We start from the raw sequence: 15,583 nt of genomic DNA, 5'->3' as shown, positions 1-15,583 counted from the left end.
CACTAATCTCCGCTCACAAAGGCTTGCATTTTCCATTCCCCTTGTTCTTTGCCAAAGAAAACTCGATAACCGACTGGACTGTAAGCATATCGACTCGAAACATATCCGCGTTTATCATTGGGCAGTACGATCGGAGTCCAACCATTTGGATCATCCAGTCTTAGCGCCTCTTTTGCAGCGGCATTCTGAAAGGTTTCCATGTCATACTTGACAATTTCGTTGGTCAGGGTGGCGATGACAGCAGCATTTTCCTGGGGTTGCGATCGCACATTCACATTTTGTCCGACTACGACAATGGCAGAAAAAGCATCAATGTCCGCATTCCTTTTCTTGATAGCTTCGTCGAATTGATGAAATACAGTTGGGCAAGAATAGGCTTGAGCCTCCTGCGAACAACCAAGCGATAAGGCTTTTTCCAGGGATGTCCAGAAAGGAGATTTGGGATTGTCGGGATTGAGATAGTTAATCGATCGATGTTCGCCAAAACTGAAGCGAGTTGCTGGGGTGACAATACTGCGAATATATTTTGCATCGCGATCGCGGACAGCTTGTTTTGTGCGATCGAGAAATTTCGCAAATTCTGGCGATTGCACAGACTCATCGACTAGAGTAATCGGCTGACGAGAAGATGCAGATGCAGGTGTGGGAGAAGTTGCAACCGGGGGATTGAATTTCTCTGTTGAGGGGGTAGATGTGGGAGCAGGTTGAGGTTGTTCAACTGGCGGTTGCTCAACTTTTTCTGCTGTCGGACGTTGATAGGTGACGGTCGCGATCGTTGATGCGATGGCGGCAGTTAGCACCACGGCTCCAGTCAAAAGTGCAGTTTTGTTCATATGCGTCAGTACCTGAACTGAGACGATTTAGGCACTGTCCTCTTGTCTATAGATTCACGGGCAATGAAACGGGTTCCGGATGGGAGGAATTGTACATTGCGCTTCGTCAGGGTTGCTTGTCCAGTAGATTCGATGCAAATGTGTCAATCGAGCGAGTATAACGAAACACACAGCAATCGTCGCACAGGTAGTAAAGCAGCGAGTTGGACTTCCTGCATAAATGCTGGTGTTAAAAGTAAACGTGACTGGCTTAGCTTACAGCGATCGCCTAAAACCCTGCAACTGGCTGAATCCGGGCTTTATTCGTTTCAATAGACTGGGTTACAGCCGCTTGATACGTGACAATCATGTGATTGCGAGTAATATCTCCCGTATTTGCCAGAAATGACCACATCTGACCCACATGAGAATAGCGATTGCCATACACCTCAAAGGGCGGAGTGAGCGGAATCGTATCTCCCAGATTCACCACCCTGTAGCTGTTGGGTAACAGTTGACTGTGCTGGGTAGCAAATTCAGGAGTACCCACCCGTGGGGAAGCGTAGGTATAAAGCTGAATACGAGTTTTGAGATTTGGAAATTTTAACGCTAAATCGAGTGCTGCTAAAGTTGCGAGTGCACCTCCTAAACTATGTCCGGTAATATAGCAGGGAAGGTTAGGATTGAACGTTTTTGCCGCTGCCTGCACCTGATCCAACAGAGATTGATAAAGATCTAAAAAACCCCCATGAACTTTGCCATAGCCAGAAATTGGGTAGTCATTTTGAAAAACGATCGCATCCGTAATGGCTTCGATTTCCCGATTCGTGCCGCGAAATGCAATGATGTTGTGTTTGGGAGAAGTCAGCACATACCCAAAGTAGACAGGAATTTTACGGGATACTTTAACGACTTCCTTGAGACGCTGGTGTAAATTAAACCCGGCATCCTGTAACAGTTGTTGCGTTGAACCTTCGACATGGGGTGCGCTCTCTAACGGCAGATCAACTTCAACATCATCGCTCACCGTATCATCTTCAGTTCCGCGTAGGATAGCAATCTGAGTGTATCCAGTAAGACGTTTGGGAAAGGTTGGCAGAGTTTTGATGTCCCCGTTATACGTCTCATCGAGCTTGCCCAAAACGTATTGATGGGTCGTAAGGGCACAACATTCGATTAATAATTGGGAAATTTCACGCCGATAGGGTCGTGTTGGAGATGTCAGTTTAGCGGGTTCAGCGTGAATTTCAATATGACCTTTTGCTCGTTGGGCATCGCCTCCAAACCATTCTTTCAATTGCTCCCGTGGGTCGCGCTTAGACAGTTCTGCTTTTGCCAAGGTTTCCAGAGCGAGTTGGCGTTTACGAGCCTGTTCCAGTTGATAGTTTTTGTAAAATCCAGTGGAGATCGCTCCTACACCTAATCCACCTAGCAGCAATTGTCGTCGTGTGAGTTTGCGATGATCAAATAAAGTCATTTTCTAATCTCTATCCTGCGTTGATGGCAATTCTTGGGTCGTGCGATGGTGAGTCCGTTTGGGAAAGCCATTGGCAAAAAAGTGATGAATAGTTTGTCCCCAAGCCCAAGTCAACGTAAACAGGACAACTGAAATCGTAAAAGCAGACAACAAGGGAAACAAATGCCCCATCAATAACATCACCAGAAAAACCATCACGCTTAGGACAAAAGCTCCAACCACCCCAAGCATCACCCCTAAAAACGCGAGGGGATCATAAACGGCGGGGAACCCCCATTTTTTGCCCACATCGCGGCTCATTTTCACTAACAACACGACTGCAATCAGAAGCGTCAGCCAGAGAGTGTTAGGAATTGGATTCAACCCAACGATCGCCATGCCCAAGGCATAGTCCAAAATTAACCCCCGAATTGCCCGATGACGGCGCACAAACGCCGCATGATGAGCAAAATCAAATGAGTCGTGGGAGTGAGCTTTCGGTTTGGACATCGAATCAATACTCCAAGTCCATAACTATTTGGCAGCAACAGGTTTAGGAACGATCGGCGTGGGTGGAGTGCTGCCGTAGGCTTGTTCTAGTTGGGTGGCAGTCAGCGATCGCGTCAGGTAGATTTGCAAATTAGCTTGACGAATGGATGCAGCGTAGGCAGCCGTGAGCAGAGGTTGATAATCCGGTGCATTGGTAAGATGCCGCTTGAAAAATGCCGTACTCATGGTTTGCAGATAAGATCGTCCCGTTGATAGTCCGGGACCAACAAGCGCTGTTGGGAACGATCGCACATGGGCATCTTCACTGGTCGAGAAGTGAGTACCCGGCACGATGAGCGCCAGATACTTTTCGGGCGTTTTTAGCCAGAGAAAGGGATGAATTTGATCTTGTACTACCGGAGCGACAATGTCATTGCTGCCACCCATGATGAAGGTTGGAACCGTAATCTGGCTTAGGCTTTCGGGACCAAAGATGTGGCTAGTCAACGGATAGGCAGCGAATACCGCTTTAATACGGCGATCGCCTAGGTTCACAAAAGCTTGGGTTGAGGCAGTTTTGGTAACACACTGCACCAGAAACGACATACTCAATGTGATGCGATCATCATTGCAATCCGCCCGTAATCGTTGCAAATTTAGAGGCGCGCCCGCCACCGATAATGCAGTAGTTGCGCCTAAAGAGTTACCCAAGACTCCAACGCGAGTCACCTCGATCGCCCCTGCCAAGGTTCCTCCCAGAGCAACCTGTTTTTCCAATTCATCCAGCAGGTAGGTAATATCCCTCGATCGATTGATCATCTCCTGAGGCAAGATCAAATCGCTCAACTTGCCAGCTAGAAACACCTGACGATAATCCAGGTCGCTGCCCAAATGTTCCACTGCTGCTACGGCAAATCCGTGAGACGCAAGATGCTTAGCGAGATAGGCGTAGGCATCACTGCGGGCACCAAACCCATGCGAGAAGACGATTAGCGGGGCAGGTTGCGGGGCATTCTTGGGTAGATAGAGATCCACGGGAAGCAGGTAGGAACTGCCTGCTCCAGTTTGGGGCAACCGAGGTTTGACAATCTTGAACTTGAGCGATCGCTCTTGTACCGCATAGGATCCCGCATTTTGCACTCTAGGCAACCGGGCAACCGGGGGCAGCGTCATTGCCGCTGGTTCCGTCTGATCCGCTTGTTCAACGGCTTTCACTGCTGCATCTCGATATTGACTGAGAACGGAGAGTTGAGTCATGAGTTGCAACAGGTAGATCAGATTCACCTGCACTGTTTGTTCCGGATAACCCCGCAGAATGCCTAACAACGATAGTCCATAAGATGAAGCGGCAGCCCGTTTAAGAGCCGTTCGCATTGGGAGATTACCAGGATTACTAGATGTAGATTGGAGGGCTTTGCCCAGGGTCTTCATCAAAGGTTCAAACAGGGTAGTGCCAGTCAGCCGATCTACATCAGCAGCTTTCAATGGCAGAATCGGAGTGATTAATGCCTGACGCAGTTGTTGGCGAGAAGAATTGTCCAATGTTTGGGTGATCAGAGCCAAAGCGGGATTCACCTGTCCTGTTTTAGCAAAGCGCTCGACTTCGCTGAGAGGAACCATCACTGGGCGATCGCCAACACGAACCGTCATTTGCTCAGCGCTAAACCCTGGTCGGATCGCAACACTCCATGCCCCTCCTAAACTCAGACAGCCACTTAGAACCAATCGGAACAGGGTTCGAGTTGGGAAACCTGAAACCTTCTTGGGGCGGAGCGGCATCGCTTGAACTAGGGAAACGACGGCATGTGGCATGATTCAGGTCGTCAGAAAATAGATAGCAATAGCATAAGACATCTAACTCTCTGGAGGAAGACATTATCAGTAATGTTTTAGAAATGTAGATAGACCGTCCACTTGTCCAAATTCATGACGATCGCTGATTGGTTGCTTGACTTCCTTCAGTCATTCCCGATCTCTGAAGGCTCAGATAAAAAGCTCCTAAATGTTCTCATGTCTCAACTGCAAAACTTCTATCTCCCAATTAAATAACACCTAGACAGGCATCGGGTATTTGACCTTCAAGGCATTGCAGGTAAAGTAATCATCTAATCTAAACCAACACCGCACCAAACTTAACCAAAAGGAGTCCATCTTGGAGACTAATACATGGGAGCGATTCTCGGCTGCAAGTCAGCTTCTTCATTATCCTTACCCGACGATGAGACAGGTTGTGATGGGAACGCGAGGAGCCGTTGCAACTAGCCAGCCTTTAGCAACGTTTGCAGGCATCCAAATGCTACTGGCAGGTGGCAACGCGATCGATGCTGCCATTGCAACCGCGATCGCACTAACAGTTGTCGAGCCTACATCGAACGGAATTGGCTCTGATGCTTTCGCACTGGTCTGGGATGGCAAACTGCATGGACTCAATGCTTCTGGCAGAAGCCCGCGCCATATTCCAGTCGAAACGCTGCTCAATGCTCCGAGAATGCCTGATTTAGGCTGGAACACGGTGACAGTTCCGGGTGCGGTTTCTGCTTGGCGATCGCTCTCAGAACGTTGGGGAAATCTGCCGTTTGAAAAGCTGTTTGAACCTGCCATTGCATATGCAGAAGCAGGCTTTCCGGTTTCTCCTGAAACGGCTCGGGCTTGGCAACGAGCCGAGCAAATTTTTACTCCACTTTCAGGCGCGGAATATCAGCCCTTTCAAGCGGTCTTTTTTCCGAATGGACGTGCTCCCCGTGCAGGCGAAATTTGGAGCAGCCCGAATCATGCAAAAACGCTCAGATCGATCGCTCAAAGCCAAGGAGAGTCTTTTTATCGAGGTGAACTCGCAGACGCGATCGCCCAATTTGCAGAACAGACGGGAGGATGGATTGATCGCACAGATCTAGCAACTCATCAAGCAGATTGGGTAACTCCGATTTCAACGAATTATCGAGGCGTGGATGTTTGGGAAATTCCACCGAATACCCACGGAATCGCAACATTAATGGCTCTGAACATTTTAGAGGGATTCGACTTGACTCAATTTCCACGCGATTCGGTCGAGAGCTTCCATTTGCAGATTGAAGCCATGAAACTTGCATTTGCAGATGTCGATCGTCATGTGAGCGATCCTGCATCAATGATCGTCTCCGCTGTGGATCTCTTAGATAAAACCTATGCCGCTCAAAGGCGACAACTCATCTGTGACACCGCTTTACCTGAAACGAGTTCAGGACTACCCAAAGGTGGAACCGTCTATCTAGCAGCCGCAGATCAGGACTTTATGGTGTCTTTTATCCAATCGAACTATGCAGGATTTGGCAGTGGCATTTTAATTCCTGGTACTGGAATTGCACTTCAGAACCGAGCTTCAGGCTTTTCAACTCAAGCTGGACACCCCAATCAAGTTGCACCTAGTAAACGTGCCTATCACACGATCATTCCTGGCTTTTTGAGTGTCAATGATCAACCGATTGGAGCTTTGGGTGTGATGGGTGGCTTCATGCAACCTCAAGGTCACTTACAGATGGTTGTCAACCTCATCGACTATGGCATGAATCCGCAAACGGCTTTGAATGCTCCACGCTGGCGATGGTTCGCAAAAAACCAAGTTTTACTAGAGCAGACTGTGCGATCTGATATTGCGATCGCACTGACCGACAGAAATCACCAAATTCAACTCACCGCCGAACCGAGTGCATTCGGACGCGGACAGATGATTCTCAAGTCTGGCAAGGTTTTGATTGCAGGTTCAGAACCGAGAGCAGACGGATGTGCGATCGCATTCTAAACCTCAGCATTGCGAAACCCAATTTTGAGACCACATCAGCCCAGTGAATTCCATGCACCAGGCTCGATATGGTTTGAATCTGCACACCTAAGCAACATTTGACCAACGACTGTACGCATCGGCAAGCTTTTCATCGTAGCGATTCACACGATAGCTCTCGCCATTGTAGCGAAGCGCAAATCCTGCCCAATCGCGGTTAATCAAAAAGCGATCGAGACGATTGCTCTTGATGAAATTGAACATTGCTGCAAGCTGTTTTCCTTCACTCTCATGCATATCTCGCACAAACGATTCAGCATCCCGATAGCCCGCTGCACTATGATTGAATCCCATGATTTGCCCCAGTCCCCAAGAAGCAGACATCAAAGCCGCATTCCGATTCAAATTCACTGCTTTATACAATCGATCCCATTCACCTGCACCCCCAATATAGAGACTACGGTTCCAAACTGGGCTAGAAATATCACCATTGCTATTATCAAAGCGCCCATTGGTAAATTCTGAGAACCAATGCGCCTCAAATAGAATCTTCGGTCTACCATCCCGCAAGAATCCAGATCCTGCTGCTTCAACTTCGACAACCGCTCTCACGGCTGCAACCTCACAGCCAATCGATCTGGCAACATCTTGAAAATCTTTCGATTGTAGCGATCGCACTGGACGGACAACCTCAATCTGAGGAATCGCAGGCTCCAACAACATCAAAGCTGCTTGCGGTGAAAGCTCATCGGCTTGAAAGCCATAAACTCTAGTAAACCCGGCATAAGCCGTTTGCGTTCTGCCTCCCCAGAGTCCATCGATCGATCCAGGCTGGTGCCCCATTGCATCTAATCCTTGTTGCATCTGACGAACCAAGCGAGCATCTGTGCTGATTCGATTCAATTGCCAAATCCAAACATCATTAGCAATGGGACGTAGTCCAGTCGGTAAAGCTTGAGTTGCTGGAGCAAAGCGAGGAGACGAACTAGGAGTTGGAGTTGGGGTCGGGGTCGGAGCAGGGGTTGGGGTCGGAGTCGGGGTTGGGGTCGGTTGTTGAACTGAGGTCGGAGTCGGAGTTGGGGTCGGAGCAGGCGTGGGGGTCGGAGCAGGCGTGGGGGTCGGAGTTGGAAGAGATTGACGTCCTAGTAGCAACTGGGCAGCACGAGGAGTCACTTCGGTCGCTCTAAGCTGAGCACGGGTTGCAAAAGCAGCATAAGCTGCTTGAGTACGACTGCCCCAGATTCCATCAATGGGTCCAGGTTGAAAGCCTAAATTTGTCAAGCGCTGTTGAAGCTCTCTGACGATTGTTTGTACATTTTGAATCGTCGATAGTGCGATCGTCACTGTCCCTGATGCAATGTTATTTAGGGTATTGATGCCGAGTAAGACTTGAGCCGCACGCGGGCTGATTGCAGTGGTTGTGAACTGGTTGCGAGTCGCGAAAGCAGCATAAGCCGCCTGCGTACGACTGCCCCAAATTCCATCGACAGGACCCGGTTGAAAACCTAATGCAATCAGGCGTTGCTGAAGTTCTCGTGTCAAAGTCTGATTGGTCTGAACAGTCGTCAAATTAATAGTTGCGGTTCCTGATGCAATGCTGTTAAGGTTCATATCTCTCACCCACGCACGTTTGGCAGTCTAAATTGTAGGCATGTTTGCCCTTTATTCTTTAGAAGATCCTACGTATTTTCCAGAATTGTGAAATATTTTGTCACATCTTAATCGGTGAAACCGTTTGATAGGATATTTGAGCGGTTTTAGGTCTTTCGCGCTCATGTCTCAAACGATCGTGGTGAAAATTGGAACGTCGAGTCTAACCACTCCGGATTCGGGGATGTTAGCACTATCTACGATCGCGTCTTTGGTCGAAGTGCTCAGCCAACTCCGCGCTCAAGGAAATCAAGTGGTTTTAGTCTCATCTGGTGCAGTAGGCGTAGGCTGTGCGCGGTTAGGGTTGATTGAACGTCCGAAATCGATGGCAAAAAAGCAAGCCGTTGCAGCAGTTGGGCAAGGGCGATTGATGCGAATTTATGATGATTTTTTCACTGCATTACAGCAGCCGATCGCCCAAGTGTTGTTGACTCGCGGCGATTTGATTCAACGCAATCGCTATATCAATGTCTTGCATACTTTCCAAGAACTGCTAAAGCTGGATGTCATTCCGATCGTCAATGAAAACGATACTGTGTCCGTCGATGAGTTGAAGTTTGGGGATAACGATACGTTGTCGGCTCTCGTTGCCAGTGTAGTCGATGCGGATTGGTTGTTTTTGTTAACCGATGTCGATCGCTTGTATTCTGCTGATCCGCGTAGTAACCCCAATGCTCAACCGATTACGATTGTCAAAAATCTCGATGAACTCGCAGAAGTCCAAACTGGAAGCTCTGGAACGCAATGGGGCACAGGGGGCATGGTGACGAAGATCCAAGCGGCTCGAATTGCAACTGGGGCAGGCGTGAGAACGGTAATTACTCAAGGTCGCACACCTCAGAATTTGAGCAAGATTCTAGCAGGTGAGTTCATTGGAACGCAGTTTGAACCTCAGCCTCGCCCGTTTAATGCGCGTCAGCGTTGGATTGCTCATGGATTGGTGCCGACGGGGCAAATTTACTTAGATGAGGGTGCTGTTAGAGCGATTCGTAGCAGTGGTCGATCGCTATTAGCTGCCGGAATTGTGCAGATTGAAGGAGCATTTGAAAGTCAGGAGGCAGTGAAATTGTGCGATCGATCTGGGCAAGAAATTGCGAGAGGGATTGTCAATTACAGTCATGACGAACTCGAAAAAATTCGCGGACGTCAATCCGATGAAATTCCTGAAATTCTAGGCTATGCCGGGGAAGAAACCGTTGTACATCGCGATAATTTAGTCCTGTCGTAAGGCACAATTCCTGGTACAATTTTGTCCCTGAACACCTATGTGTGAGGATCGCGTGTCGAACATTCCCTATTCATCGGATATCTTGCAGTCTGTCTCGGTTTTAGGCTTACCGATGCACCTTGTTCAGGATTATCCACGCTGGATTATGCATCGTTTGGAACAGGGTTTGGGATGCCATGTGATCACACTGAATGCAGAAATGACAATGCAAGCAGAGGAGACTCCAGTACTTGCACATATTATTCATCAAGCAGAATTAGTCATTCCAGATGGTTCGGGGATTGTCTTCTACATGCGAATTCATGGCAAGCGGGTGCAGCGAATGCCAGGGATTGAACTTGCGCAGACGTTGCTAGAACGATCGACGCAATTTGGCGAACCCTGGTCAATTTTCTTTTTCGGGGGTGCACCAGGAGTAGCCGATACCGCAGCAGAACATTGGCAAAAAAAAGTACCCGAAATCTCGATCGTGGGAACGCAAAATGGCTATTTACAGCCAGAAAATGAGCGGGAATTTCTCGATCGATTGAAAACTCTACAGCCGCGCTTAATCTATGTCGGTTTAGGCGTTCCGCGTCAGGAGCTATGGATTTCGCAACATCGCCACATTTGTCCGAATTCGGTCTGGATTGGTGTAGGAGGGAGTTTTGACGTATGGGCAGGAACGAAAGAGCGTGCGCCCCAATGGTTCTGCGATAACCATTTGGAATGGTTGTATCGGCTGTATCAAGAACCTTGGCGATGGAAGCGGATGATGGCTTTACCAAAGTTTGCAGCAAGAGCGATCGTCTATCGGTTGACGAAGCTAAATCCGGTGAGTGAGCTTTAAGATCGTGAAATTCATCTAATGAGAAGTAACCTTAAATCATGAAGTTTTGGGAAATGGCATAATGAAATTCAGCGAGTTATTCTTTCTGGAATGAAACTTTTCACTATCGGGCATTCAAATCACAGTTTGCAAACATTCATCAACTTGCTATACCTTCATCAAGTTGATGCAATTGCCGATGTGCGCTCTCATCCCTACAGTCGCTATCTTCCCCACTTCAATCAATCCAGTCTCAAAACGGCTTTACCCCCATCTGGAATTCAGTATGTTTTTCTGGGTCAGCAACTCGGAGCTAGAGCGAGTGATCCGAATTGCTATACAGCGGGCAAAGCCGTTTATGAAAAGATTGCTGCAACAACGGAATTTTCACAAGGCATCCAGCGTGTGGTGCAGGGATCACATCGATATACGATCGCACTCATGTGTGCTGAAAAAGATCCGCTCACTTGTCATCGAGCCATTTTAGTCTGCCAGCATCTTCGCCAATTCGACCTCGATATTGCTCACATCCATAAAGATGGTGAATTAGAAACCCACACTCAATTAGAGGAAAGATTACTGGCGCGTCATGGCTTTGCCACCAGTCCATCTCAACAACTTTCGCTCTTTGCCGACGCATCACTTACATCTTCAGTTTCCAGGGAAGAATCACTGATAGAGGCATACCGTAGACAAGGCGATGAAATTGCCTACGTTGAGAAGTTCCAAGAGAATCATGAGCAAGTCAGTTAATTTATTTACGATCGGGTTCACTCAGAAAACAGCACAGCAATTTTTTGAAACTCTCACCAAAGCTGGAGTCAAACTGATTATTGATACAAGGCTCAACAATGTTTCTCAACTTGCAGGCTTTGCAAAACGTACCGATTTAGAATACTTTCTCAAACAAATTGGAGAAATTGAATATTTGCATCGGCTAGATCTCGCTCCAACTCAGGAAATGTTAGATGAATACAAAAAGCAGAAAGGCGAATGGAGTATTTACGAACAGAAATTTCTGCAATTAATGTGCGATCGAGAAATTGAAAAATCAGTTTCACCAGAACTCCTTGAAAACTGTTGTTTACTCTGTAGCGAAGCCAAACCACATCACTGTCATCGTCGGTTAATTGCTGAGTACCTGAATCAACATTGGGGAAATTTAAACATACATCACCTTTAGTTTTTGTATGCCCCAAATCATTTGTCTCGCAAACTCTTGGAAGTTTGAGGAACGCTGTATTGCAGGAATTGATCGCACAACAGGTGCATGGATTCGACCAATTTCAGATTTATACCCAGAAGATGGTAGAGTTCCTCCAAATGTTCGATTGATTGAAAATCAAGAACCTGCTCTGCTTGATATTCTTGAAATTCCTCTAGCAAGTGACGGCAATGATTTCGGCTTTGAAAGCGAGAATCGCACCATTATCGCTGGAACATGGCGACGGGTTGGACAGGTTAAGGCAGAAGATTTACTAGCTTATTGCGATAATTCTACGGATATTTTACATACTTCTGAGAAGTACGTTAGTGTTTCATACTTACAATCGCTACCTTTTGCTGAGCGCCGCACATTACAACTTATCTACGTTCCGCAATTGGCTGTTCGAGAAGTCCCGCGAGACAAAGGCGGAAGAAAATGGTTGGGAACAATCGTTACAAAAGCGGGACAGCAACTTTCTAATTTAAGTATTACTGATCCAGCCTTTGTGGCTCGTCTGGAGTATGGATATGTTCTGCGTAATCCCTGTCTCGTTACTGTAAGTTTGAGTATGCCTTATCAACCTTCTGGAGAGTGGACGGATGCTGTATGTTGGAAGCTGATTGCCGGAGTGATTGAGCTAACAGAATCAGATCAGATCATGGTAGAAATACGCCGTTTGGGGTGGAGCCTGGAACAAGGGCGAAGCGTTTTACAAGAAAGATTTGGTCGGCGATCGCGAACCCAACTTAATCAACAAGAACTGATAGCATTTCTCACATATCTCAAATCTCTCTAACCAATCTCAAATGCAAAACCTCGCAGCAGTTCTTCTCAGAAAAAAGCTACTGCGAGGCCGAATTGTTGAGATCCAAATCCTATTTTTTCGGGAAAGTTGGCAGTTCAACTGCTGCTAAAGAGTCGAGTTTCTTTTGCGATCGCTGAGGATATACAACAGGTGAAGGACTTTCTCCCACAGGTGGCAGATCCTCATCCGGTTCATCCCGTCGAATTCGATCATTCACACCTAATGTGATAAACGGAGAAGCAGCCGGAACAGTTGGCTCAATTGTAGGTGGCAAAGCGAGAGTCGGACTTGCTGCTACTTCCTCGACTGGTTCAATGGCAGGCATCGAATCAATGTCGATCGCAGGTTCACTGACTACAAAATTCTCAGGTTCTGTTTGCACCGCAGTCGGCTCAAACAGGTGAATATCGTGATGGACTGACGGGGATTCTTCCGTCGATCGCTTAATCGTATAGCTCAGCGGTGGGCTAATCACAATCGGTTCAGGAAGCTCAACCTCAGTGTCATCTACATCTACATCAAGAGACGCTGGCTCAACTTCTGGTGCGATCTCATCTGAAATTTCTGGCTCAAACAAAATGTCATCATCTGGTGCAGTCGCCCAAGCGGCTGGAGTCAGTTCAGGTTCGTTCCAGCTTGTCGTACTATCGAGCGTCGTAGACCAAGGTTGAACTGGCTGCGCTTTGACAAAACCAACTGGCTCAGCATGACATTCACTCTGTGAAATCGCTTGATCCACAGACTCTTCAATCTTCTGAGTTGCGGACACATCCAAGCATTTTTCTAAAGCAGCCTTGAATTGCAGCGTGTATTGCTGCTGGCGATGCAAGCGCGATCGCAAATCCCGACACGCTGCCTCAGATTGGCGCAATTGCTGGATTTGCTCATCATATTGCTGCTTGGTTAACGCACAATCTCGCTCTAACTGGGCAACTTGAGCCTGACTCGCTTCAAGCTGAGCGGTCAAAGTCTCGATTAAAATCTGCTGTTTTTGATGCACTTGATGCGCTTGATCCAAATTCTGAGCCAGCTGCTTCACTTCCAGTTGAACTGCATTGATCGCCTCAACTTGTTCCGAAAGCTGTGCTTCTTGATCTTGCAATCTTTGGCGCGACGCATCTAGCGCTTGACGCTGTTTGGCAATCATCACCGTTTGCTGCTGAGAAAGCTGAGCTTCTTTGAGCGCTCGCTGTTCTGCCTCTGCTTGCTGGGTACTCAACTGAGTTTCTAAGCGCTTCGTCTCAGAGCGCAAGGTGGCATGAGCTTCACCCAACGCAAACTCCAACTCCGCAGCCCGCGATCGCAGACGTTGATTTTGCTGCTCTAAATCCTTGACCCGAATGCCAATTTGAGTCGGTTCAGGCGTTGGTTCAGGCGCAGCTTCTGGAATGCTATCGAGGTCGATCGCATTCGGAAAGTTAACAGTTGTCCAACCCGACTCCTGAGTTGAAGGAGCTTCGATCGAATCAGCGGAAGAATTGGGAATTTCAGATTCACTCATGGGATAACCTGCAGGACGTAATCAGCTCAGCTCAGCAGAGGAGTTTAACGTTCAAGGACGTTTAATGATACTTAGTTATAGCGACAGTTCATCAGAATTGAACGTTTTCTTCTAAATTTCTGTCACACCCTCACATCACAGCTTAATTTATCAACCTTTAGAGAAAAGAATCAATGTCTTGAGGCATTGTAATTGCTGATTTTTCGTCATGTAAACTATGGCTATCCCTTTTGACGATCGCTCATGCCTCTAGAACAGATTGAAATTTTATCGACTGAAGAAGTGCGCCGAACCGTGAATCGCCTTGCCTCAGAGATTGTAGAGCGATCGGGTGATTTGTCCAAGTTAGTCTTACTGGGAATCTATACGCGCGGTGTTCCCTTGGCAAAAACGCTGTGCGAACAAATTCAAATCTTAGAGAAAATTGAGGTTCCCTTAGGCGCGATCGACATTACATTCTATCGAGACGACCTGGATACCATCGGCGTTCGCACCCCTGCAAAAACGGACATTCCTTTCGATCTCACGGGGAAAACGGTTGTTTTAATCGACGATGTGATTTACAAAGGACGCACGATTCGCGCGGCATTAGATGCAGTCAATGACTACGGACGACCCGAAGTGATTCGATTAGCCGTATTAATCGATCGCGGACATCGAGAAGTCCCCATTCACCCAGATTACATTGGAAAACAGCTACCCACGGCGAAAGAAGAAAAAGTCAAAGTCTATCTGCAAGAAATCGATGGACGAGACGGTGTTGAACTTATCAAAGGATAAAAATGGACGGAGCGATCGAAACCCAAAACCGCAAAGCAGACCATCTCAAAGTTTGCTTAGAAGATGATGTGCAATGTCGTGAAGCAACCACGGGATTGGAAAATTATCACTTTACACACTGCTGTTTGCCCGAACTCGATCGCGCTGAAATTGATATCAGCACTCGGTTCTTCAATAAATGCCTGAGTGCGCCGATTCTGATTTCCTCAATGACCGGGGGCACAGATTTAGCGAAGACTATTAATTACCGACTTGCTGCGATCGCACAAGAATATCGGCTGGCAATGGGAGTCGGTTCGCAGCGAGTCGCAATCGAAAATCCAGCCGTTGCAGATTCGTTTAAAATTCGCTCGATCGCTCCAGATGCCTTGCTGTTTGCGAATCTTGGTGCAGTGCAGTTGAACTATACCTATGGAATCGAGCAGTGTTTACGCGCGATCGATCTTCTAGAAGCCGATGCATTGATTTTGCATTTAAATCCTTTGCAAGAAGCGGTGCAAACCCGTGGGGATCAGAATTTTCGCGGCTTGCTCGACAAAATTGCTCAACTTTGTGAAGCGCTGCCTGTGCCTGTCATTGCCAAAGAAGTCGGCAATGGGATTTCTCAAAAAATGGCAGAAAAACTGATTCAAATCGGGGTCAGTGCGATCGATGTCGCGGGAGCCGGAGGAACCTCTTGGGCAAAAGTCGAAAGCGGTCGCGCTCAAGATCCAATCCAACGACGATTAGGCTTAACCTTTGCCGATTGGGGTATTCCGACAGCCGACTGCATTACACAAATTCGGCAAGTCGCACCCACGATTCCCTTAATCGCCTCTGGCGGATTGCGAAATGGTTTAGATGTCGCAAAAACGATCGCACTCGGCGCAGATCTCGGCGGCTTAGCCCTACCATTTTTACAAGCAGCGAATGATTCAGAAGCAGCGCTGCATCTGCTCGTCGAAATCCTTGAAGCAGAAATTACAACGGTACTCTTTTGTACCGGAACGCGCGATTTGAACGAATTAAAGCGATCGGGCGTATTGGAGAAGCGCTGAGAAACTGAGTCGTTACTGCATTTACTTTGCAAAACGGGAGAATATGGAGAACC

14 protein-coding genes are annotated in these 15,583 nt (G+C 47.6%); 8 read left to right on the top strand and 6 right to left on the bottom strand.

What is annotated here, in order from left to right; translation table 11 throughout:
• Positions 1 to 2 precede the first annotated feature (2 nt).
• From OU814_RS28925 to OU814_RS28910, 4 genes are all read right to left on the bottom strand, one after another.
• Positions 3 to 833, bottom strand: coding sequence for a hypothetical protein (locus OU814_RS28925; RefSeq protein WP_268242984.1), 831 nt, complete (start codon positions 831 to 833; stop codon positions 3 to 5).
• Positions 834 to 1,101: 268 nt separating this feature from the next.
• Positions 1,102 to 2,289 (bottom strand): lipase family protein, encoded by a 1,188-nt coding sequence (locus tag OU814_RS28920; protein WP_268242983.1) that lies wholly within the window; start codon positions 2,287 to 2,289, stop codon positions 1,102 to 1,104.
• A gap of 3 nt (positions 2,290 to 2,292) precedes the next feature.
• Positions 2,293 to 2,778 carry a hypothetical protein gene (locus OU814_RS28915; RefSeq protein ID WP_268242982.1) on the bottom strand — a complete coding sequence of 162 codons (486 nt, stop codon included), beginning with the start codon at positions 2,776 to 2,778 and terminating at the stop codon, positions 2,293 to 2,295.
• Between the two features lie 24 nt (positions 2,779 to 2,802).
• Positions 2,803 to 4,569, bottom strand: a complete 1,767-nt coding sequence (locus OU814_RS28910) for an alpha/beta hydrolase (RefSeq protein WP_268242981.1) — start codon at positions 4,567 to 4,569, stop codon at positions 2,803 to 2,805.
• Positions 4,570 to 4,909: 340 nt separating this feature from the next.
• Between OU814_RS28910 and OU814_RS28905 the strand changes: the two genes are divergently transcribed.
• Entirely contained in the window at positions 4,910 to 6,535 is a 1,626-nt protein-coding gene (locus OU814_RS28905; RefSeq protein ID WP_268242980.1) for a gamma-glutamyltransferase family protein, read from the top strand.
• Positions 6,536 to 6,622: 87 nt separating this feature from the next.
• On the opposite strand, the gene OU814_RS28900 is transcribed toward OU814_RS28905, so the two are convergent.
• Positions 6,623 to 8,125 carry an N-acetylmuramidase family protein gene (locus tag OU814_RS28900; protein ID WP_268242979.1) on the bottom strand — a complete coding sequence of 501 codons (1,503 nt, stop codon included), beginning with the start codon at positions 8,123 to 8,125 and terminating at the stop codon, positions 6,623 to 6,625.
• A gap of 163 nt (positions 8,126 to 8,288) precedes the next feature.
• On the opposite strand from OU814_RS28900, the gene proB reads away from it, so the two are divergent.
• The 5 genes from proB to OU814_RS28875 all read left to right on the top strand — a co-directional run bounded on the left by proB (position 8,289) and on the right by OU814_RS28875 (position 12,203).
• Positions 8,289 to 9,392 (top strand): glutamate 5-kinase, encoded by a 1,104-nt coding sequence (proB, locus tag OU814_RS28895; RefSeq protein WP_268242978.1) that lies wholly within the window; start codon positions 8,289 to 8,291, stop codon positions 9,390 to 9,392.
• 37 nt (positions 9,393 to 9,429) lie between these two features.
• Complete coding sequence (locus tag OU814_RS28890) at positions 9,430 to 10,221, top strand: WecB/TagA/CpsF family glycosyltransferase (protein WP_268242977.1); 792 nt, start codon at positions 9,430 to 9,432, stop codon at positions 10,219 to 10,221.
• Between the two features lie 90 nt (positions 10,222 to 10,311).
• Positions 10,312 to 10,953, top strand: coding sequence for a DUF488 domain-containing protein (locus OU814_RS28885; protein WP_268242976.1), 642 nt, complete (start codon positions 10,312 to 10,314; stop codon positions 10,951 to 10,953).
• Positions 10,937 to 11,383: a DUF488 domain-containing protein gene (locus OU814_RS28880; protein ID WP_268242975.1), complete on the top strand. Its 447-nt coding sequence runs from the start codon at positions 10,937 to 10,939 to the stop codon at positions 11,381 to 11,383. The genes OU814_RS28885 and OU814_RS28880 overlap by 17 nt, the downstream gene beginning before the upstream one ends.
• Before the next feature lie 7 nt (positions 11,384 to 11,390).
• Complete coding sequence (locus OU814_RS28875) at positions 11,391 to 12,203, top strand: dual OB domain-containing protein (RefSeq protein WP_268242974.1); 813 nt, start codon at positions 11,391 to 11,393, stop codon at positions 12,201 to 12,203.
• 79 nt (positions 12,204 to 12,282) lie between these two features.
• On the opposite strand, the gene OU814_RS28870 is transcribed toward OU814_RS28875, so the two are convergent.
• Positions 12,283 to 13,713 (bottom strand): hypothetical protein, encoded by a 1,431-nt coding sequence (locus OU814_RS28870; protein WP_268242973.1) that lies wholly within the window; start codon positions 13,711 to 13,713, stop codon positions 12,283 to 12,285.
• A gap of 243 nt (positions 13,714 to 13,956) precedes the next feature.
• On the opposite strand from OU814_RS28870, the gene pyrR reads away from it, so the two are divergent.
• Positions 13,957 to 14,493, top strand: coding sequence for a bifunctional pyr operon transcriptional regulator/uracil phosphoribosyltransferase PyrR (gene pyrR / locus OU814_RS28865; protein WP_017288410.1), 537 nt, complete (start codon positions 13,957 to 13,959; stop codon positions 14,491 to 14,493).
• A gap of 2 nt (positions 14,494 to 14,495) precedes the next feature.
• Positions 14,496 to 15,530: a type 2 isopentenyl-diphosphate Delta-isomerase gene (fni, locus tag OU814_RS28860; RefSeq protein ID WP_268242972.1), complete on the top strand. Its 1,035-nt coding sequence runs from the start codon at positions 14,496 to 14,498 to the stop codon at positions 15,528 to 15,530.
• The last annotated feature ends 53 nt before the right edge of the window (positions 15,531 to 15,583 follow it).

The organism is Leptolyngbya sp. GGD, from assembly GCF_026735145.1.
GTDB classification, from domain to species: Bacteria; Cyanobacteriota; Cyanobacteriia; order Leptolyngbyales; family Leptolyngbyaceae; genus Leptolyngbya; species Leptolyngbya boryana.
This window is presented reverse-complemented; position numbering and strand designations above follow the sequence as displayed.